The following is a 20,970-nucleotide window of genomic DNA, read 5'->3' as shown; positions in this document are numbered from 1 at the left end:
TTGTTTACCCTCCTTTTATAAATAATCCGCGTTTGGCAGCACTTGCTGGCTGCGGGTTGTGAGCAGTTTCTGCCATTCTTCGATCGTCGGGCGTTCAGCCAGTTCCACGAATGTCACCTCGGCTCCTTCACGGCGCCATTGTTCTACCAATGTCATGATCCTTACCGAATCAAGCCCCCGGTCGAGCAAATCCTCTTGATCTGTAATATCTTCAGGTGTTTCTTGAAGAAGCTCAGCAATTTGTTTACGGATATTCTCACATGTAAACACTTCTTTGCCAGTGTTTACTGACGTTTTTTGAGCGTCTGCCGGCGCATTCTTCAGCTGATCGAGAAGACTGTCAGTCATCACGGTAAACGCACAGCGGCCAGCCGCATAGTCCAGCGCCATTTGATGTTTTTCTAATGAAAAATCAGCAACTGCATCTCCCACAAAAAAGGCTTCGATATCCTCCATAAATGCTTCACATGCTGTAACGAGACAGCCAATATGGGCGTAAATCCCGGAAATGATCAGCTGATCGCGTCCCTCTTTGCGCATAATCTCCAGCAGATTCGTTCTCTTAAACGCGCTGTATCTCCATTTTGTCAGCACAAGATCAGCATCTTCCGGTGCCAGCTCGGTTATAATTTTCTCCTCATAAGGGCCGCTGTTTAATCCCGGACCCCAAAAGTCTGTCAGTAGCGCCCGATCAGCCGGATTTTGGCTTCCCGGCTGCGCAGTATAGACAACAGGAATCCCAAGCTGAGCACATTGATCCTTCAGCTTCCGTATATTTGCTGAAAGCTCTGTCACCGGAGAGGCTCCCGCTGTGAAAGCATCGACAAAATAGTTTTGCATATCGTGTATTAACAGAACTGCCCGATTTGGACCAGGCACCCATGTAACTTTGTTTTGTGGCATATCAGACACCGTCGGCATTTGATACGGCTGAATGGCAGGTATAGCCATTTAGAACACTCCCTCTCAAATTGTTGTTTGTTTTATTTTTTTGATCCTGCAAGAAGCTTCTCGGCAATGGCTTCACGAAGCGCTTTTTTGCTGACTTTTCCTACCCCTGTCTGCGGAAAGGATTCGACAAATTCAATGCGATCAGGGATTTTGTATGCCGCCAGTCCGCGCTCTCTCAAAAAAGCTTTGAGCTCTGCGGCTTTCGGGGCTTCATCCCGGGGAATAATGAACACACAAGATCTTTCGCCAAGAAATTGGTCAGGCATTGAGACCATTGCGGCATCATGGACAGCCGGATGCGCCAGAAGATGATTTTCTACCTCTTCAGCCGCCACTTTTTCTCCCCCGCGGTTAATTTGATCCTTCGCCCTGCCTTCAACAACAATATAGCCGTCTGATGTCAGCCTGACGATATCACCCGTGCGGTAAAAACCGTCCTCAGTAAAAGAAGCAGCATTGTGCTCTTCTGCTTTATAGTAACCCCGAATCGTGTACGGCCCCCGTGTCAGCAGATGCCCTGTTTCACCAGGTTTTACGTCACGATCCTGATCATCCCAAACACGTACTTCATCATATGGGGACATCGGTTTTCCTTGGGTGTTGACAATGACTTCCTCAGGGTCATCCAGTCTCGTATAATTGACGAGACCCTCTGCCATTCCGAACACCTGCTGCAGCGTGCAGCCGAATACAGCTTTAACCTTGCGCGCAGCTTCAGCACTGAACTTGGCGCCGCCGACCTGCAGCACTTGAAGGCTGGACAGATCGTCATCGCGTGAGGATGCCGCATCCATCCATACCATTGCAAGGGGCGGAACAAGAGCGGTAATCGTGACTTGTTCCCGTTCAATCAAGGGAAATGCATCGTCAGGACTTGGAGAAGGAGATAATACCACTCTTCCTCCGGCGTATAACACGCCGAGTACCCCGGGCGAGCTCAGCGGATAATTATGCGCCATCGGCAATGCTGCCAAGTACACCGTGCTGTGGTCGAGCCAGCAAACCTCTGCACTCCGCCGCAGACTGTATATGTAGTCATCGTGAGTCCGCGGGATCAGTTTTGATAAGCCGGTGCTTCCTCCAGAAAGCTGAAGGAACGCCACATCAGAAGATTTGACTTCAGGCAGTTTTACAGGTTCTGTATGCAAAGCCTCCAGTGGCAAAAATTCCTCTGCCTCACCTGCGACAATGACATGTTTTAAAGATGGCAGTTTGCTTTGAACCTGTCTGGCAAGTGAACGGTAGTCAAAACCGGAATAAGAGTCGGGAATAATATAAGCAGCCGCTTCAGCAAACTCGCAAAAATATGTAATTTCACTGCTTCGATGAGAAGGCAGTGCGAAAACCGGAAGCGCCCCCAAACGGAAGAGTGCGAAAATGACTTCAAAAAACTCTGCGATATTCGGCAGCTGCACCACGACACGATCCATCTGTTGAATGCCGAGCTTCTGAAAACCGGCAGCCAGGCGATCAACCCTTGTGTCAAGCTCCTGATAGCTCCAATGGGTGTTTCCGCATGTAATTGCAATGCGATCGCCATGTTTAGCAGCCCGGTCCCTTAACAAATCTCCAAACGTCTCGCCCGCCCAGCAGCCGTTCTTCCGATATGCCTCAGCTAACTCTTCAGGCCAAGGAGTAAATCCATTCAGCATGTTGTATCCCTCCAGCAATTCATTCTGATCATATGTGATTCACGCCCATTGCCCGCAGCATTGTCCGAAACTTCGCGGATGTCTCCTGGAGCTCGTCCTCGGGTTTTGACCCGGCAACAACACCAGCTCCTGCATACAGGCGGAGTGAGCGTTCTTCTGCCTCTGCACAACGGATCGTCACGATCCATTCTCCGTCACCAGCATCGTCACACCAGCCGACCATGCCCGTAAAGAAACCCCGGTCAAACGGTTCAATGCTGAGAATCGCTTCTCTTGCAAGGTCAGTCGGTGTTCCGCAGACGGCCGGCGTCGGATGGAGCGCCGCTGCCAATTCCAGTGCGGTCACAGACGAATCGGAAAGCTCTCCCTTAATCACGCTGGACAGATGCCACATCGTCTCCGTTTTGATGAGTGAAGGCTTTTCCGGTACATCCAGCGTCCGGCAGAAAGGCCGCAGCGCTGCCGCAACCGCGTCAGCTACAACCGCGTGTTCGTGGAGATCCTTTGCGGAAGAAAGCAATTCATCAGCCCGGCGCTGGTCTTCAGCAGGATCGTTACTGCGAGGCCTTGAGCCGGCTAATGGATTGGAAACGACCTGAGTTCCCATTCTTGAAACGAGAAGCTCCGGACTTGCACCAAGCAATGTTCGGCGGGAAGGCGTTTCCGCTTCGCTGGACACGTCCGCGGCAAACGTGTAGCCATGTGTGTTATGCTGCGCCAAATGGCGAAGCAGTTCATCCGTCTGAATCGGTTCAGACGATGTCAAATGCAGCGATCTGGACAGGACGATCTTGCTGAGAGTCCCATCGGCAATGCGTGCCAGTCCTTGTTCGACACCATTTTTATACCCCTCTGGTGCAGGAACAGGTTCTATGTGGTATGTATGCTCAGGCTGCTGCTGTTCCTTCTCCGCATGATCAAATTGTAGCGGTCCTGACCAGCGCACATCTTCAGGAACAACGAGCCGAGCTGCTTTTACATGATCAAAAGGAACAGCTCCGACAACAAGCGGACGGCTTTGCCCTGATTGCTTTGCTTGATTCAGCGTCTCTGCAATACGGCCAGAAAGGGTTTTTAGTTGGTTTTGCCCGTCTGCTTCCGGTACGATTTCACATATGCCTTTCGCTAACAGTACGCGGTGAGGAGAAGCTAAGAAAAAAGCCCCCGGCTGATACTCATGAAGCAAATGCTCCGCTTTTGTTTGTGATATAACGTTTTGTTCCAACATTCTCATGAACCTCCTTTAAAATGAGTTACACGCCTAAGGTCGCGCCGCCATCTACGCATAAATTATGCATCGTAATATGCCCTGCTTGGCCAGAAACCAAAAAGAGCACGGCATTCGCAATATCCGAAGGCTGAGCCAGTTTTTTGAGCGGGATGCCTGTTTTAAATGTCTCAAGTGATCCTTTTATGACTTGCTCCGCTCCGTTTTCATCGGCCCATAATGACCACTGCATGTCTGTTTCCGTTGATCCGGGAGACACAATATTGCAGCGAATATTATATTCTGCAAGCTCAAGGCCAAGGCATTTCGTAAACATCACAGCCGCAGCCTTTGAAGAGGCATATGCCGCCATTGATGTCCTCGGCACACCGGCAGCATTCGATCCGACCGTTACAATCGAACCCGATCTCCGGTCCATCATATATTTGCTGACTGAACGCGAGGCGTTAAATACACCAGTCGAATTCACCGAAAACGTGGCCTCCCATTCTTCGTCACTGAGTGAATGGATCAATCCCGGGCGAAGGACACCCGCTACATTCACCAAAATATCGATCGGCCCCATTTCACGTTCGATACGCGCCGTGATTTCGTCAATCGCCGCGCTGTCTCTCACATCCGCGGGAAAGGCTTCCGCACGGCAACCTTCCGCTTTGAGGCTGCTCACAACCTTTTCCAGCTTTTCAGGATTATAATCAACTGCCGCAATGTGTGCGCCTTGATCGGCAAGCTTCCGCGCAACAGCTTCACCTATCCCTTGGGCAGCCCCTGTTATAAAAGCAATTTTGCCCTTTATACCCATTGCATTCATGTCATCAATTCCTTTCTTCGCTTCAGATGCCGTACTGACATCCAGCGAAAAAGACTGTTGCGTCTTGAAAAGAAAAACGCAATTTATTGATAATGATTATCATTATCAATTATAAAAATAATCATATCCAATTGTCATGTGACAGTCAAATATAATTTCAGTGACTAATATTTTATTTTTAGAAGCAAGGCTGAGAATGTCTCAGCCCATTGAAATATGCGGTCCGTCAGGGTGAAGCGCAAAACGCAGCGCCCGGCTGACCAAAACAGGAAGAACCGAAATATGTCCTTCTCCTGAAAACTCACAAAATTCTGCCCGTATGCCTTGTTCAGATAAAACGGCCAGCCGCTCGTAAAGCTCCCTCGCATTATCGTTCATCCGGCTTTTATGGTGCTGCTCCAATTCTCCTGCCGCAATCAAAAGATTGATAGGCTGATTGTTTTCCTTGAAGCGTGAGACGAAATGGTCCGCTTTCTCGAGAATAAACGGTTTATTCCAATGAATGGACGGACTTCCCGCGATATAGGTTTGAAACGCACCCGGCTTTGTTAACAGCACCTGCAGCACGAACAGCCCGCCAAGTGAGTGACCAAAGATCGTTTGTCTGTTGCTGTCGATCTGGTAATCTCGTTCTATCTGCGGTTTTAGATCCTCTTCAATAAATCTGAAAAAGCCCTCTGCTCCGCCATGCTCCGGCCAATCTTTTCCGTCGGGCCTTTTTGGCAGCTTCGATTGAGCTGTCGGCATTGTAAAATCCCGGTGACGCGCTGAGGAGAACGGTCCTTCTGTCTCATAGCCAATGCCGACGATCACAGCAGGGATCACCCCGGTTTTTTCAGGACGGCGCCCCTGTATTCGAACGGCTTCCGCCATCGTTCCGAAGACAGAATTGGCATCCAGCAGATAAATAACCGGATAACCAGCGGGCGGCGGCGGCGTATTCGGTTTCGAGATAAAAATTTGATAGGCACGGTTTTCATTGCGTGAAGACATCATACGCACTTCCGTACCAGGAATGGTAAATGCGTTTTGTGTCCCGCCTTTCGCCCGATCTGTTTTCTCATTCATGCAGTACGACATTCCTCTCCTTAAACTAAATCACAATATATGATAATGATTTTCACTATCAACTAGACACCTCAAATAATAGGTTTTCTTCCAGAGAAAGTCAACTTTTTCCTAAATAAAAAAGGCACCTTCATCAAATAAGGTACCTGAAGACTATCAATATGGAAATAAAAACCTGATAAAGATGCAGATTATCCTACTTGAAATAGAACCTTAATCCCATGTAAACCTTTGATTTTGCCAAGGATCGCCTCTCATGTGATAGCCGTTCTGCTCCCAAAAACCGGGGTGATTCTCTTTCGTAAATTGGATGCCGCGCAGCCACTTGGCGCTTTTCCAAAAATATAGATGCGGAAACACGCCCCGCAGCGGGAAGCCATGTTCAGGCGTTAAAGGGGCGCCATTATGCGCATAAGCCAAAAGTGAAGTTTCAGCCAAAAAATCAGCAAGCGGCAGATTGGTCGTCCAGCCCTCTTCCGCATGTAAAATGACGTAGCCCGCTTCTTCTTTTACACCCGCTTTTTCCGCTATATCACGAGCCCGCACGCCTTGCCATACATTATCAAGCCTTGACCAGCCAGTGACGCAATGGATGTCATTTTTCGATTCGTACTGAGGAAAGGCTTTGACATCTTCAAAGCTTAGCAGCATCGGATGGTCAACCAATCCGTATACTTGAAGATTCCATTTAGCCATATCCTCGTAATACGGTACATTTCCCGTATGAAGCACAGGAAATGAGGTTGTGACGTTTTGGTTTGGCGGGACTCTCCCAGATTGATCGGATTGTTTTGTTTTTCCGAAATACATACAGAACCCTCCTTTTTGTTAACCTTATTTCAGTTTATGTTGACAATATTTCCGTTCTTTATTACTCTATGATTGTGTATGTAAACCTAAGGGGGAACAACAATGAAACAACATAAACTTCGTGCGGGCGATATGGCGCTGATCGGCATGTTCGCCGCACTTATGGCTGTCGGCGCCAACATTACATCAGTGGCACCCTTTTTACAAGTAGCCGGCATTCCGCTGTCAATGCAGCCGTTTTTCTGTCTCTTGGCAGCCATGCTTCTCGGCAGCAAACGAGCAGGTATTGCCATGATTGTATATGCACTTGTCGGATTGGCCGGAGCACCTGTGTTTGCTCAATTTTCAGCAGGCTTCGCACCGTTTGCGGGAAAAAGCGGCGGGTTTATTATCTCCTACATCCCTGCAGCATTTGCAGCTGGATGGTTCTTAGAACGCAAAATTCAGCCGAGTAAAATCCGATTTCTGACTGCTTCTCTTATTGGAACAGCCATCATGTATATCATCGGGACTACCTATATGTATCTTGCACTGAAGCTGTGGATTCATACGCCAGTGAGCTACGGCACGGCTTGGGGCTTTATGACTTGGTTTATGGTAAAAGACACGGCGATGGCTGTGGTACTGGCGTTTATCGCACCTGCGATCTACCGCTCAATTCATAAAGCAACTGGCTTTAACAGAAATCACATATCATCCACGTAAAAACCGTTCTATTGGACGGTTTTTTTATCATAACGAGAAAAGGCTCCCCAGTAAAGGGGAGCCTTTTTCCTATAAAACAAGCGCCGCAACCCAGCCAAAGATGATAAGCGGGATATTATAAAATAAAAATGTCGGCACACAAGTATCCCAAATGTGGTGATGCTGGCCGTCTGCACTTAAACCTGAAGTCGGCCCAAGTGTGCTGTCGCTGGCAGGTGAACCGGCATCGCCAAGCGCAGCAGCCGCTCCGATAATCGCAACCGTTGCCATCGGGCTGAATCCGAGCTGCATGCAAAGAGGCACAAAGATCGTTGTGATCACTGGAATCGTCGCAAAAGAAGATCCGATTCCCATTGTAATGAACAAGCCGACAATAAGCATCAGCAATGCGCCCACTAACTGACTGTGCCCCATAATGCCAGCTGCTGTTTTAACCAGTGACTCGACATCTCCGGTTTTCGTCAATACATTTGAAAATCCGGCTGCAACGAGCATGACAAAACCGATAAAGGCCATTAAAACCATTCCGTCAGTAATCAGTGAGTCCGCTTCATCACGCTTCATCACACCGCTGACAAACAGGATAATCAGACCTGCCAGCGCTCCCATAATCATCCCTTCTACTCCCAATGTCTGAGATAAGTAGAGCTGGACGCCGAGTGACACTGCGATGGCAAGCACCGCGATAGCCAGGCTTTTTTTCGTATATGGAGAAGCATTCGCACCAGATATTTCTTTTGTTTCGTATGTTTTCGGTTTACGAAACACGATGATTGATAAAATCAGACCTACAACCATACCTGCAACCGGGATCATTAAGGCGTAAGGAATATCACCGAGAGATACGTTTAATCCGGCATCCGCCATATTGTCCTTCAGCATCCCCTGGAAGATTTGGCCGAAACCAACCGGCACTAAAATATAAGGTGCCGTTAAACCGAATGTAATCACACACGCGATCAGACGGCGGTCCATTTCAAGTTCATTAAAGATTTTCAAAAGAGGCGGAATCAGCACCGGGATAAATGCGATGTGAACCGGAACCACGTTTTGCGAAAAACAAGATATGATTAAAATAATAAGCACAATCAGCACTTTGGACAGTGCTTTTTTGCGGGTGTCTTCTTTATTTCCGATTAATTTAACGGAGGCTTCCACCATTGCGTCCGGAAGACCCGTTTTCGTTAAAGCCGCAGCAAACGCGCCAAGCATGGCATAGCTGACTGCAACGGTAGCATTTCCGCCAAGCCCGTCCGTAAAAGCTTTAACCGTTTCGCCAAGCCCGAGCCCGCCTGTTAACCCGCCGGCCAAGGCACCTATAATTAATGCGATAACAATATTAACACGCAGCAAGCTTAAAACAAGCATAAGCAGCACTGCGATGACGACTGCATTCATGATAACCCTCCAAAAAATCCTTTAGTTTGCTAATGTAGTAGATAAATAAAGTACGAACGTATCTTATCATAACCGATGCACTTTAGTCAACTAAAGATTTTAGAAGAAAAAATCCCCGCTGCATTCCGCAGCAGGGATTTCACATTATTCGCTTTTATCTTCTTCCAATGTAAATCGTTCCGCAAGTGTGGCCAGTGTTCTGGCCATTACGCCGGTAGCCCCGGACGGCCCGAAGCAGGTTGCTTTATTGGAAGTAGCTGTGCCCGCAATATCAAGATGAACCCAAGGCGTTGTTTCAGCAAATTCACCAAGAAACGTTCCTGCCATAATCGCATGTCCTTCACGTCCCGGCGAATTGCTGAGATCCGCCATTTGGCTGCTTTTCACACGCTTTTTATCCTTCTCTGTTATCGGCAGCTGCCAGATCGCCTCGCCGCACTCTTGTGCAGCATCAGCTACCTGCTGATAAAAGCTTTGATCATTTGTCATAGCGCCAGTCGTTTCTGTTCCTAATGCCACAACGACGCCGCCGGTAAGCGTAGCCACATCAACAAGAACTGACGCGCCATGCTGTTTCGCGTATGTAATGCCATCTGCTAGCACAAGCCTTCCTTCAGCATCCGTATTGAGGATTTCAATTGTTTTTCCGCTTAATGATACGATGACATCATCAGGCTTCATCGCCCCGCCGGAGATCATATTATCGGTTGACGGAATAACAGCCAGCACGTTTTGCTCGGGACGAAGCTCTCCGATGGTTTCCATAGCACCGAGAACCGCAGCTGCTCCTCCCATATCAGATTTCATGCCGACAATTCCAGATTTCGTTTTAATGGAATAGCCACCTGTGTCAAAGGTAATCCCTTTTCCGACAAGTCCGACGACGTCTTCCCAATCCTTTTTGCCCTGGTACTTCAAAACAATCATTTTTGGGGGTTCGGTCGAGCCTTGGTTTACTGCAAGTATCCCGCCCATACCGAGCTCTTCCATCTCTGATTTCTCTAATATCTCACACTCAAAATCATATTTCGCCGCAAGCTCTTCTGCATAAGAAGCGAGGTCAGTCGCTGTCAGCATGTTTCCCGGCATATTTACAAGCGTTCTAGCCGAATTTGCCCCTTGCCCGTATGCCTGGCCGACGCGAAGTCCCGCCTGCACTTCTTGTATATCTTCATCTGTGACGGCATACACAGCTTCAATTTGTTTGTCAGGCTCATTTGATTTGTGCTTATAATCCTGCACCTCATAGGACGCAAGCAGGCAGCTCTCAGCTAAAGCATGAGCGGCATCGGCTGGAGGTACGTCTTCCGAAATAAACGTGTCAAGCAGGACTGCTGCTTCTTGTTTTCGGTCATTGTGAATGGCTTGAAAAACATGGGCAAAACGTTCCTTCACCTGTTCAAACGAATAATTTGCTTCTCTCCCCAGACCAACGAAATAAATCCGTTTCATACCCGCAGAAGATGGAGGGAATACTTTTGATACTTGATTCGGTTTCGAAGAGACATCACCATCTTTTAAAAGCTGTGTCAGATGGCCTTCCAGCATTTCATCAATTTCCAATGCTTTGCCTGTCAACTGGCTTTTTTGAAAAAGCCCGACCACAAGGGTTTCTGTATGCTCTAATTGCTGAACCGCATAAAACATGAGGCTTACACTCCTAACGTAATGGGTATTTGTAATGAACAATGGTATAATAGGAAAAACATTCTTTCCATTACACTTATTTTATCAAACAACAGTCTAAGACTTGCTTTTTTCTTTTGAAACACGAAGGATTTTTTAAATAGAAAGGATGTCGCCTATGGAACTTTTAACGAATTTCCCTTTATTATCAAGCCTGGCCGCGATTATTTTTGCTCAGGTCATCAAAGTGCCCATTCAGTTTATCGTGTCCAGAAAACTGGACTGGTCGCTGGTCACAAGCACAGGCGGCATGCCGAGCTCTCACTCCGCGGCGGTCACCGCACTTTCTACAGGCATCGCTTTGGATCATGGTTTAGGCTCCTCTCTCTTTGCGGTTTCCGCCATTTTCGCCGTCATTACCATGTTTGACGCTACTGGTGTCAGACGTCACGCCGGTGAGCAGGCAACAGTCATCAATAAGCTTGTCATTGATTTTAACCGCTTCGTAAATGAAGCAAAGGACTTCCCGAAGGCTGAAAATAAAGAAAAGCAAAAAAAGCTGAAAGAGCTTCTCGGACATCAGCCAATCGAGGTTTTTTTCGGAGGCTTAACAGGTATTTTACTAACATTGATACTCGCTTACTTTTTCATGTAAAAAACGCTCCAGCCATGGCTGGAGCGCTCAGATTGTTGACAAAATCCTAAAACGATTTAAGTTTTAGGATTTTGTCATCTTTTCAGCGTGATTGAAAACCCTTGAAGTCTAGGAAGGGCGAGCATCGGAGCACAGCGAATGTTCTAATTCGTGAGCACCGACGCACAGGCCTGACAACGAATGCGAGGGTTTGTCAACACGCTGAACGCTCCTGCTTCCGCTGGAGCGTTTTATTCTTTTACAGTTTTATATTGATTTCTGAACACCTGCAAAGATTTTGTTTCATTGAGCTTCTCAAGCTCATCCTCGGTGACCTTTCCCGTTCCCTTTTTAATCACATATACATCAAGGGTTTTTTTGCCCCACTCATTGTACACATCTTTGACGGTATCAAAGTACAGATCAAGGCGGTTTCCCTTAATAGCTGATCCTGTGTCGGCCACAACTCCGAGACCGTAGTTCGGAATGAATAAAATCGTGCCGATCGGAAAAACGGACGGATCAGCGGCAACCGTGGAGTACAAATCCCGTTTCACTTTCACACCTGAATATGTAAGCCCGTATAATGGATCGCCGGGCTTTTTTCCCGTCGATTCAACTCCTGCTGTGTAGCCTGTTGCTGTTACTCTTTGGACCGGATACTCGTCCCAGTCAAATGCTTCTTCTAACGGTTTTGTTTTATCCTTGTCCGCTGACATGGTTTGTGTTTTTTTCTGCTGCAATGCTTTTAATGTCAGTCCTGCATGCTTCAAGTGCTTTTCTTGATGTTCCTGCACCCATTTTGACAAGTCCTTCGCTTCGATTCCTGACACTGATAAAAATGTCGTGCCAAATGCAAGCAGAAATAAACAGGTCATCAGCAAACGTCTGATCATATTCAACATCATTCACCTCTCCTCCGAATCATTGTTCCCAATTGGAGAGAGCAATATTCAAAATGGCGAATGAACAGAAAGCACAAAAAAAAAGCTTTCTTTAGAAGAAAGCGGCATTTAAAACATTTGATATCCTCTTTTTCTGAGCATGTTGATCGCTATACCGGACACGATGGCGCCAGCCAAACCGCTGGCTAAAATCAGCACATCAGCAGCCGCTAATGATACGATACGATGAAACAGGCCAGCAAAGGATTCTCCCGGCGACTGGATATAGCTGACCAGCCTTTCCTTGCTAATAATGAAAAGGCATACAATCGGATAAATCACAGCCATAATCCAAGACATTCTCAGCAGCATGTTTAATAAGAAACCGATTCCAAAAAACAAGACAAAAAATAAAACAATTGAGATGATTACGACTGGCAGACTAATCAACCTATCCCACCCCCTGCGTTATTTTTAGTGTAACGCGGGGGCTGAAATAAAGTCAACGGCTGGAAAAAGAATGATTGTCTTTTCCTGTCCCCTGGCAAGACGGACAAGTTTCTGAACCACCGAGGATCAATTGAAAATACCCTTTCCCTGAGCAAAATGGGCATGCATGTGAAGCGGTTGTCGTTGCAGTTTTCATCTGATCATCACCCTTTTTTCTTAATTTTCTGATAATATATCATATCAAGCTGTCAACAATAAAGTCAGATCATGTGACAAATCTTTTGATGTAAGCGGAAACATACTTGTTTTCCTCGCGTTATCTTTTAATTTTAGCGTTTTTTAATAAAGAAAACCCGCTTCCGCGGGTTTTTAGAAAAACTTGAACTTGCCTTTTTTTAGCGTCAGTCCGAGTCCGCCGATCAAAAACAGCGAGCGGTTATCGATGACTTTTTTCATAAACGAAGCCGGTGTGCCTTTCAGCTTTCTGCCATAAACGACCCCTACCGCGTTATGTTCGCCAAGAGAAGCCACCGTTCCTTTAATGTCCGGCTTGAATTCCTCAAGCTCTCCGCCTTTAATGAGCCTGCCAAGATTCTTAGCAACCGTTATTCCCTGCTGCATCGCAATTTGCGCCGTCGGCGGATACGGGCGCTCCGTATCTTCATTCATAAATAGCGAGCTGTCACCGAGAATGAAGACGTTGTCATGTCCGGGTGCGCGAAGGTCAGGATTGACTTTGACCCGGCCGCGCATATTTTCAAAACCGGCTTCCTCCACAATCGGATGGCCGCGGACACCTGCTGCCCATACAACGGTTTGCGATTTGATTTGCTCTGGTTCTTCATCTTTTTTGCCGACTCTGACTCCTTCCGGTGTACATTCTTGTACAGCCGTGCCGATCTTGAACTCAACTCCATTTTCCTCTAGATAATGTACGGCGTAATCAACAAGCTCAGGATCAAAGCCAGGCAAAACGGTCGGCGCTGCTTCTACACAAATAATGCGGACGAGACCCCTATCAACGTCATACTCCTTGCAGAGCTCAGGCACGCGGGCTGCCAGCTCACCGAGAAATTCAATTCCCGTAAATCCGGCTCCGCCTACAACGATCGTTAACCTGTCCGGCCGTTTTTCCGCTTCCGTATGATAAGTCGCAAACTGCAGCTCAATATGTTCCCGCAGCAGACGCGACGTGTTGATGTTGGCAATCGGAAACGCATATTCTTTCAAACCTTTAATACCGAACGTTTCGGGCACCGCGCCGAGTCCGATGACTAAATAATCGTACTGCAGCTCTCCATTCGCAAGCACAACTTTTTTCTCATCAGTTTTGATTGCCTTTACGGTATCCTGTACAAAATTGACCCGCGACTGGTTGATTACATCTTTTATCTGATAACGGCAGCGGTCATGATGGAGCGTACCCGCGCTCGCTTCATGCATCCATGTCGTTTCATAATGATAATTGTGTTTATTCACAAGCGTAATATCAGCATCATTCGGCCCGACAAACTTTGTCAGCCTAGTTACCGTCATCAATCCGCCATATCCTGCACCTAAAATCACGATTTTGGGCTTATTCAATGCCATCACATCCACCTTCTCTTTTTTTGCTTTTGTTAGACGCATAATAAAAACATCATTTGTGTTAGCTTCAGCTTATTGGCGGGATTTTATGAAATATATTGAAAAGTTTTTTGTGAAGTCCTCACGCGCATAGCACTACTATCATATTTATCCGGCTGGCCCAGGAAACATTCAGAAAAAGATCAAATCATTTGGTTATCATCGTATCGGCCTGCGGAAATATTTTCAAGAATGGATGCGCACGCGATACACTCACGATTTTTTCTGCTGACTCGTCAATTTGAACGGCAATATGGTATAATTAATAACAATTTTCATTTAGGAGGCATTTTTCGTATGCGAGAGGATACAAAGGTTTATGATATTACAATTATAGGCGGGGGACCGGTCGGCTTATTCACCGCTTTTTACGGAGGCATGAGACAGGCAAGCGTCAAAATTATCGAAAGCCTGCCTCAGCTCGGCGGACAGCTTAGCGCCCTATACCCTGAGAAATATATATACGATGTAGCGGGATTCCCGAAAATCCGCGCACAAGAGCTTATCAATAACCTAAAAGAGCAAATGGCGAAATTCGACCAAACCATTTGTCTGGAGCAAGCGGTTGAATCTGTTGAAAAACAAGCGGACGGCGTATTTAAGCTTGTGACAAATGAAGAAACTCACTATTCTAAAACAGTCATCATCACTGCAGGAAACGGCGCATTCAAACCGAGAAAGCTGGAACTTGAAAATGCCGAGCAGTATGAAGGCAAAAACCTTCACTACTTCGTTGACGATTTGCAAAAATTCGCCGGCAGACGCGTTGCGATCCTTGGCGGAGGAGATTCAGCGGTTGACTGGGCGCTTATGCTTGAGCCGATCGCAAAAGAAGTATCCATCATTCACCGCCGCGATAAGTTCCGCGCGCACGAGCACAGTGTGGAAAACCTTCATGCGTCGAAGGTTAATGTCCTGACACCATTCGTCCCTGCGGAGCTGATCGGGGAAGACAAAATTGAACAGCTTGTGCTTGAAGAAGTCAAAGGCGATCGCAAAGAGATTTTAGAAATCGATGACTTAATCGTCAACTACGGTTTCGTTTCATCTCTTGGCCCGATCAAAAACTGGGGTCTGGACATCGAGAAAAATTCTATTGTTGTCAAATCAACAATGGAAACAAACATCGAAGGCTTCTTTGCCGCAGGTGACATTTGCACATACGAAGGAAAAGTCAACCTGATCGCAAGCGGCTTCGGCGAGGCACCGACAGCAGTGAACAACGCCAAAGCTTACATGGATCCGAAAGCCCGCGTACAGCCTCTTCACTCAACAAGTCTTTTTGAAAATAAGTAATAAAAAAAGGAGTTTGTGTCAGCGACACAGCTCCTTTTTTATTTGAAGATATTTATATAATTCATCGCAGTTCCAAGAACCAGCGCAATCACAAGTGCTGCGACGATCCAGATCATTGTCATGATAATGCGGTCTTGGATCTTTTGGGACTTCGGTGTTTTTCCTTCGTTTTGAGTCATTTGATTCGCTCCTTTCACATGTCCATCTCATAAAGAAAGCCTGGTGCTGAACGACCAAGCTTTGCTGAACGTATATCATTCGCGTTTTAATCCGCTCTCTAAGACTTTTCGTTAAGACTATGATACCCAAACTCACCGAGCATGACAAGCTTCGACACTTGAAGTACATGCCAGCAAATAAAAACGTTTGACATCCTAAATAAAACAGAGTACATTATAGAAGGCGAACATTTCATATATTATTGTTTTAAATATTCGTTTTTAGGAGTGAAAACCATGGAAAACGTATTTGATTACGAAGATATTCAGCTAATTCCTGCAAAATGCATTGTAAACAGCCGTTCAGAATGTGATACATCCGTACGTTTAGGCGAACGTACATTTAAATTGCCCGTCGTTCCTGCCAATATGCAGACGATTATAGATGAAAAGCTAGCAATTCAATTAGCCGAAAATGGCTACTTTTATGTGATGCACCGATTTGAACCTGAAACACGAATTGATTTTATTAAAGATATGAACGCACGCGGATTATTCTCTTCTATCAGCGTGGGCGTCAAAGAAGAGGAATATGAATTTGTCTGCCAGCTGGCAGAAGAAAATCTGACTCCTGAATACGTGACAATAGACATTGCCCACGGGCACTCAAATGCTGTCATTGAAATGATTCAGCACCTAAAAAAACATTTGCCGGACAGCTTTGTTATTGCTGGCAATGTCGGAACGCCGGAAGCGGTCAGAGAACTTGAAAATGCGGGAGCGGATGCCACTAAGGTCGGCATCGGACCGGGAAAAGTATGTATTACGAAAATCAAAACCGGCTTCGGCACAGGGGGCTGGCAATTAGCGGCACTGCGCTGGTGTGCCAAAGCTGCCAGCAAACCGATTATCGCGGATGGCGGCATCCGTACACATGGAGACATCGCAAAATCAATCAGATTCGGCGCAACGATGGTCATGATCGGTTCACTATTTGCCGGGCACGAAGAATCACCAGGCCAAACGATCGAAAAAGACGGAAAGCTCTACAAAGAGTACTTCGGCTCAGCCTCTGAATTCCAAAAAGGCGAAAAGAAAAATGTAGAAGGCAAGAAAATGCACGTGGCACATAAAGGCTCAATTAAGGATACGCTGATTGAAATGGAACAGGATCTGCAATCTTCTATTTCTTATGCAGGCGGAACGAAACTTGACGCCATCCGCAATGTGGATTATGTGATTGTGAAGAATTCGATTTTTAATGGGGATAAGTATTAAAAATAAAAAACGCCAAGTCAGCGGTTCTCCGCTTGAGTTGGCGTTTTCTGCTACTTCTTCAGCAAAGTAAGCTTATATTTGCTTTTTGAATTTATTTTCCATCAGTTCTGCCATTTGTTTTGCATTTGGATTTTCTTCATTTTGTAACTGTTCAATGATGTTCATATAATCCGTTTCATTTCGGTTCTGGCTTAATTTATATGCCGCTTGAATGTCTTCCACCTTAATCTTAAATCCAACGATACCTTTCAATTCACTTTCTAAGAGTTTTGGAGAAAGTTTATCCCATAAAACAGGATTTTCACGATGTTTTTCGTATTTCTCCAGCATCATTGTTAATTCTTCTACTAATTCATCTTTCTCTAGGATACTTGCTTTTCCATACATGTGAACAGCCTGATAATTCCACGTCGGAACATTTTCACGCGAATACCAGGAAGAAGAAATATAAGCGTGCGGTCCCTGGAACATGACAAGCACTTTTTCACAGGCTTCAAACGTTCTCCACTGAGAATTTCCATAAGCAAAATGCCCAGTAATATAGTAATGATCGCCTTTTTTATTGAATCCTAACGGCAAATGAGTGGCAATTGGTTTTCCTTGTTCTGTTGTGACAATCGTACCAAAGGAGTTTTCTTGTACAAAATTCCAAATTTCTTCCGCATTTGTGACTTTAAAATATTTTGGAATATACATCATCATCATCCACCCTTCGAAAAATATTATATGAGTGTTTTAGCCATGATTAAATCCGTTTGTTCTTCATCACCCATATAAAAAGAGTGGGCGCCAGTCTGAACAAACCCCATTTTCTTATAAAAAGCAATGGCATTTTCATTTTTTTCCCATACACCTAGCCAAATGTTCTTTTTATTACGTTCCAGCGCAATTTCTATAGCTTTATTCAGCAGATGTTTGCCAAGCCCATGTTTTTGAAAGCTGTTCTTTATATAAACCCTCTCGATTTCAAGTGATTCATCACCCATTTTTTCAGACTGAGCATCATCGGTGTTGACCTTTAAATATCCAGCGACTTCATGATTAAAATAAACAAAAAAGAACTGTGAAGACGTATTGGATAATTCCTTTTCCAACTGTTTAGCGTTAAATGCACTTTCCAAATAGGCTTTCATATTTTCAGGTGAATTCTGATCTTTAAATGTATCGTTGAATGTTTCAATACTAAGTTCTTGGAGTATTTTTAAATCTTCACGGCTGCACTTTTTTATATTTATCGTCATTTAAAAATGTCGCTCCTTTATATAATCAATAGTTTCTCGTGTTTACTAAATTTCCAGTCCTTTTCTATTTATAAATGGAAATACATTTTTCCTTTCTCTGTTGGAAAAAGTTTTTTTATAGTACAAAATGCTTTTGTTCGATCTACTAATCTCATTTCAGCTAACTTTTCTTGATACTCCTGGGTTTGCACTTGCTACCACTCCCTTTCACGAAGAATCTCCCTCACCATCAACTCCTCAAACGTGTATTTTGTTGTAAATGCAATAAAAGTACCATGCGTTAAATATAGCTCAATTTTGTTGCATTTACAATAAAAATACAGATGAAGGAGGTCGAGTTAAAGTAAAATTTATCTGCTGAAACTCTCATAACTCTTGATCGTTCTGATTTTACGCCATAATAAAAAACGCTTTCCTTAACGATGGTTTATCGCTAAGAAAAGCGTCATGAACAATCTTACGGTTAATCGTGGAATGCAATCACGCAATCCTCCGAAACAGGTGAGATGATCAATTCATATCTCGAAATATCGGGTAGCGCCTAGCACTCTTCAGGCGTACCTGTATTCGTCGCTGTTCTAAAAGAAGAACCGCAGCCGCATGAAGCGATGGCGTTTGGATTGTCGATAGTGAAGCCGCCGCCGAGCATGGATTGCTTATAATCAATCACGGTACCGTTCATGATATCAAGGCTTTCCTTGTCAACAAGAACAGTAATGCCGTGCTGATCAAACATGCTGTCTGATTCGCCCTTTTCATGCTCAAAGCCCATGCCGTAAGAAAGGCCGCTGCAGCCGCCGCCTTTGACGCCGACACGCAGAAACGCATTTTCTTCTTCATGCTCTTTCATCATATCTTTTATATGCAAAGCTGCTGCTTCTGTAATTGTTACCGGGTTGCTCATCTTTGTGAACCTCCTTTTAAAAACCGGATGTTGTCTTTTATTATAAACATGATTGGTCCAATTCTCAAACAAGGTGTTTTACAAGAAATAGACACCCTCACAAACGGTCTCTGCCGGCCCTGTCATCATCACATGGCCGTTGTCTTTCCAGTTAATCACCAAATCTCCGCCTGCTAAATGCACCGTAATATCCTGATTTCGTTTTGATACGCCGTTTAACACAGATGCGACGGCTGCTGCACAAGCTCCTGTCCCGCATGCCTGAGTTATGCCTGATCCCCGTTCCCAGACGCGGAAATGCAGTTCATGTTCATTCACGGTTTCGACGAATTCCACATTGACGCCTTCCGGAAATCTCGGATCTTTCTCAATCACAGGCCCCAGTGTCGTCAAGGGTGCCTGTTCAATGTCAGCGATCGGAAAAACGATATGGGGATTTCCCATTGAAACAGCAGTGCCTGTTAGTTCAGCTTCACCAAATGTCATGGTTTCATTGATCGTGTGTTCTTCTCCGCCGCCAAGCATCGGAAGTTCAGCTTTTGTCAGGCGCGGTTCACCCATATCGACAGTGACCACATTTACTTTTCCGTTTTCAACTTGAACCTCCGCTTTCACAAGCCCGGAGAGGGTTTCAATCAGAAAAGATGTTTCCTCAACCAGCTTATGCTCATACGCATATTTTGCGACGCAGCGCAGGCCGTTGCCGCAGTTTTTTCCTTCAGACCCATCATTATTAAAAATGCGCATTTTGACAGGCGCTTGATCTGAAGGGCATATTAGGATCATTCCGTCGGAACCGATCCCTGTATAAACAGAAGAAACCTGAACTGCAATCTCAGACAGTTTTTCTTCCGGAAGCTGTTCTTCAAATTGATTCACATAGATATAGCTGTTTCCCAGGCCGTGCATTTTGGTAAATCGAAATGAGTTCATAGGTGCCTCCAACTTTTTTTCTTTTTCTTAGTATAAAAGCTATTATAAACGGACACAATACAATTATCCCCCGTTTTTCATACATAAAAGCTCCTTGCACTGTCGCAAGGAGCTTTTATTGTTTATATAAACATGCCGGCAATGGCTGCGCTAAGCAGATTGGCTAATGTTCCCGCAAGAACAGCCTTTAAGCCGAGGCGTGCGATATCCGAACGGCGGCTAGGTGCTAAACCGCCAAGCGTACCGAGCATAATTGCAATTGACGAAAAATTGGCGAATCCGCATAACGCGAAACTGATAATGGTAGCGGTTTTCTTAGAAAACTCGCCGATGTGCGGACCGAAGTTAGAATAAGCGACAAACTCATTCAGCACCAATTTTTGGCCGATATAGCTTCCCGCCTGCAACGCTTCATGCCATGGCACGCCAATCAAAAAGGCGATTGGGGAAAACACATAACCGAGAATGGATTCTAATGTGACGCCTTTTAAACCGACCAAGCCGAAAACTCCGCCGAGAATACCATTTACTACGGCGATTAATGCAACGAACGCAAGCAGCATCGCTCCAACGTTTAAGGCAATTTGCAGACCTGTTGACGCTCCCTTTGCAGCTGCGTCAATGACATTGGCTGCGCCTTCGCCTTCATCCATATTAAAATCGCTTTTTACGGTTTGCGGCTTTTCCGTTTCGGGAATAATCAGTTTACCAAAGACAAGACCCGCCGGAGCAGCCATAAAGCTGGCCGCAAGCAGGTATTCAATCGGAATGCCGAGAAGCGCGTACCCAAACAAGGTAGAACCCGCAACAGCCGATAGACCGCTCGTCATAATCGTGAATAATTCAGAGCGCGTCAGCCCGGCTATCAGGGGTTTGATCACTAACGGAGATTCTGATTGTCCTACAAAAATATTAGCAGCAGCCGCAAGAGATTCCGTTTGGCTTGTCCCAAGGAGCTTTGACAATCCGCCGCCAATGACACGGAATATGAGCTGCATAATTTTCAAATGATATAAAACTGCAATCAGTGCTGAGAAGAAAATGATAACAGGCAGTACACTTAATGCAAATGCCGGACTGTCGCCGACTTTCAGAAGCGGTCCAAAAATAAAGCTGATGCCTTCATTCGCATAATCAATCAGAAGCTGTACACGGCTTGAAAACCATAAAAAAACAGCGCGTCCCGCTTCCCATTTCAACACGATGTATCCAAACGCCACCTGTGTACATAAACCAACGATGACGGTTCTTATCTTAATATTGCTTTTCTTTTCTGAAAATAAAAACGCGATAGCAATGATCGCAACTGCGCCGAGC

The 20,970-nt window shown here is 45.6% G+C and carries 22 protein-coding genes; 4 read left to right on the top strand and 18 right to left on the bottom strand.

Annotated elements, in window-relative coordinates; translation table 11 throughout:
* Positions 1 to 15 precede the first annotated feature (15 nt).
* The 6 genes from RAC86_RS12205 to RAC86_RS12180 all read right to left on the bottom strand — a co-directional run bounded on the left by RAC86_RS12205 (position 16) and on the right by RAC86_RS12180 (position 6,520).
* Positions 16 to 951, bottom strand: coding sequence for an isochorismatase (locus tag RAC86_RS12205; RefSeq protein ID WP_072565210.1), 936 nt, complete (start codon positions 949 to 951; stop codon positions 16 to 18).
* A gap of 32 nt (positions 952 to 983) precedes the next feature.
* Positions 984 to 2,603: a (2,3-dihydroxybenzoyl)adenylate synthase gene (locus RAC86_RS12200; RefSeq protein WP_072565211.1), complete on the bottom strand. Its 1,620-nt coding sequence runs from the start codon at positions 2,601 to 2,603 to the stop codon at positions 984 to 986.
* A 28-nt stretch (positions 2,604 to 2,631) separates the two neighbouring features.
* A complete protein-coding gene (gene dhbC / locus RAC86_RS12195; RefSeq protein ID WP_072565212.1) occupies positions 2,632 to 3,831 on the bottom strand; it encodes an isochorismate synthase DhbC in 1,200 nt (399 codons plus the stop codon).
* A gap of 25 nt (positions 3,832 to 3,856) precedes the next feature.
* A complete protein-coding gene (locus RAC86_RS12190) occupies positions 3,857 to 4,642 on the bottom strand; it encodes a 2,3-dihydro-2,3-dihydroxybenzoate dehydrogenase (protein WP_014115011.1) in 786 nt (261 codons plus the stop codon).
* A gap of 201 nt (positions 4,643 to 4,843) precedes the next feature.
* Positions 4,844 to 5,710, bottom strand: a complete 867-nt coding sequence (besA, locus tag RAC86_RS12185) for a ferri-bacillibactin esterase BesA (protein WP_041521057.1) — start codon at positions 5,708 to 5,710, stop codon at positions 4,844 to 4,846.
* 213 nt (positions 5,711 to 5,923) lie between these two features.
* Positions 5,924 to 6,520, bottom strand: a complete 597-nt coding sequence (locus RAC86_RS12180; protein WP_014115014.1) for a sulfite oxidase-like oxidoreductase — start codon at positions 6,518 to 6,520, stop codon at positions 5,924 to 5,926.
* 102 nt (positions 6,521 to 6,622) lie between these two features.
* On the opposite strand from RAC86_RS12180, the gene RAC86_RS12175 reads away from it, so the two are divergent.
* Positions 6,623 to 7,225, top strand: a complete 603-nt coding sequence (locus RAC86_RS12175; protein WP_014115015.1) for a biotin transporter BioY — start codon at positions 6,623 to 6,625, stop codon at positions 7,223 to 7,225.
* Between the two features lie 69 nt (positions 7,226 to 7,294).
* Here RAC86_RS12175 and RAC86_RS12170 read toward each other — a convergent pair whose 3' ends face one another.
* Together RAC86_RS12170 and RAC86_RS12165 are read right to left on the bottom strand one after the other, a co-directional pair.
* On the bottom strand, positions 7,295 to 8,623 hold the full coding sequence (locus tag RAC86_RS12170; RefSeq protein ID WP_014115016.1) for a Na+/H+ antiporter family protein: 1,329 nt from the start codon (positions 8,621 to 8,623) through the stop codon (positions 7,295 to 7,297).
* Between the two features lie 144 nt (positions 8,624 to 8,767).
* On the bottom strand, positions 8,768 to 10,270 hold the full coding sequence (locus RAC86_RS12165) for a leucyl aminopeptidase (protein WP_014115017.1): 1,503 nt from the start codon (positions 10,268 to 10,270) through the stop codon (positions 8,768 to 8,770).
* Positions 10,271 to 10,427: 157 nt separating this feature from the next.
* Between RAC86_RS12165 and RAC86_RS12160 the strand changes: the two genes are divergently transcribed.
* The gene (locus RAC86_RS12160) at positions 10,428 to 10,904 is read left to right on the top strand and encodes a divergent PAP2 family protein (RefSeq protein WP_014115018.1); all 477 of its coding nucleotides are present in this window, start codon (positions 10,428 to 10,430) and stop codon (positions 10,902 to 10,904) included.
* Positions 10,905 to 11,134: 230 nt separating this feature from the next.
* On the opposite strand, the gene spsC is transcribed toward RAC86_RS12160, so the two are convergent.
* From spsC to RAC86_RS12140, 4 genes are all read right to left on the bottom strand, one after another.
* Positions 11,135 to 11,791: a stationary phase survival protein SpsC gene (spsC, locus tag RAC86_RS12155; RefSeq protein WP_072182286.1), complete on the bottom strand. Its 657-nt coding sequence runs from the start codon at positions 11,789 to 11,791 to the stop codon at positions 11,135 to 11,137.
* A gap of 105 nt (positions 11,792 to 11,896) precedes the next feature.
* On the bottom strand, positions 11,897 to 12,217 hold the full coding sequence (locus tag RAC86_RS12150; protein ID WP_014115020.1) for a YuiB family protein: 321 nt from the start codon (positions 12,215 to 12,217) through the stop codon (positions 11,897 to 11,899).
* Between the two features lie 52 nt (positions 12,218 to 12,269).
* Positions 12,270 to 12,413: a YuiA family protein gene (locus RAC86_RS12145; protein ID WP_003220621.1), complete on the bottom strand. Its 144-nt coding sequence runs from the start codon at positions 12,411 to 12,413 to the stop codon at positions 12,270 to 12,272.
* Positions 12,414 to 12,586: 173 nt separating this feature from the next.
* The gene (locus RAC86_RS12140) at positions 12,587 to 13,807 is read right to left on the bottom strand and encodes an NAD(P)/FAD-dependent oxidoreductase (protein WP_041521058.1); all 1,221 of its coding nucleotides are present in this window, start codon (positions 13,805 to 13,807) and stop codon (positions 12,587 to 12,589) included.
* A gap of 333 nt (positions 13,808 to 14,140) precedes the next feature.
* Here RAC86_RS12140 and yumC point away from each other — a divergent pair, with 333 nt between their 5' ends.
* Positions 14,141 to 15,139, top strand: coding sequence for a ferredoxin--NADP reductase 2 (gene yumC, locus RAC86_RS12135; protein ID WP_003220618.1), 999 nt, complete (start codon positions 14,141 to 14,143; stop codon positions 15,137 to 15,139).
* Between the two features lie 38 nt (positions 15,140 to 15,177).
* Here yumC and RAC86_RS12130 read toward each other — a convergent pair whose 3' ends face one another.
* Positions 15,178 to 15,318: a hypothetical protein gene (locus tag RAC86_RS12130; protein ID WP_072565213.1), complete on the bottom strand. Its 141-nt coding sequence runs from the start codon at positions 15,316 to 15,318 to the stop codon at positions 15,178 to 15,180.
* Positions 15,319 to 15,594: 276 nt separating this feature from the next.
* On the opposite strand from RAC86_RS12130, the gene guaC reads away from it, so the two are divergent.
* Complete coding sequence (guaC, locus tag RAC86_RS12125) at positions 15,595 to 16,575, top strand: GMP reductase (RefSeq protein ID WP_014115023.1); 981 nt, start codon at positions 15,595 to 15,597, stop codon at positions 16,573 to 16,575.
* A 72-nt stretch (positions 16,576 to 16,647) separates the two neighbouring features.
* Here guaC and paiB read toward each other — a convergent pair whose 3' ends face one another.
* The 5 genes from paiB to RAC86_RS12100 all read right to left on the bottom strand — a co-directional run.
* Positions 16,648 to 17,271 (bottom strand): protease synthase/sporulation negative transcriptional regulator PaiB, encoded by a 624-nt coding sequence (paiB, locus tag RAC86_RS12120; RefSeq protein ID WP_061188019.1) that lies wholly within the window; start codon positions 17,269 to 17,271, stop codon positions 16,648 to 16,650.
* 26 nt (positions 17,272 to 17,297) lie between these two features.
* Complete coding sequence (gene paiA, locus RAC86_RS12115; RefSeq protein ID WP_072182288.1) at positions 17,298 to 17,816, bottom strand: spermidine/spermine N(1)-acetyltransferase; 519 nt, start codon at positions 17,814 to 17,816, stop codon at positions 17,298 to 17,300.
* Positions 17,817 to 18,357: 541 nt separating this feature from the next.
* Complete coding sequence (locus RAC86_RS12110) at positions 18,358 to 18,720, bottom strand: HesB/IscA family protein (RefSeq protein ID WP_003222918.1); 363 nt, start codon at positions 18,718 to 18,720, stop codon at positions 18,358 to 18,360.
* A gap of 78 nt (positions 18,721 to 18,798) precedes the next feature.
* On the bottom strand, positions 18,799 to 19,653 hold the full coding sequence (gene dapF, locus RAC86_RS12105; RefSeq protein WP_061188017.1) for a diaminopimelate epimerase: 855 nt from the start codon (positions 19,651 to 19,653) through the stop codon (positions 18,799 to 18,801).
* Positions 19,654 to 19,775: 122 nt separating this feature from the next.
* A partial coding sequence (locus tag RAC86_RS12100; RefSeq protein ID WP_377885676.1) for a NupC/NupG family nucleoside CNT transporter occupies positions 19,776 to 20,970 on the bottom strand: 1,195 nt, incomplete at its 5' end.

The organism is Bacillus sp. LR_5 (assembly GCF_042709275.1).
The sequence above is the reverse complement of the archived record's forward strand: the minus strand, read 5'-3'. Positions and strand labels throughout refer to the sequence as shown.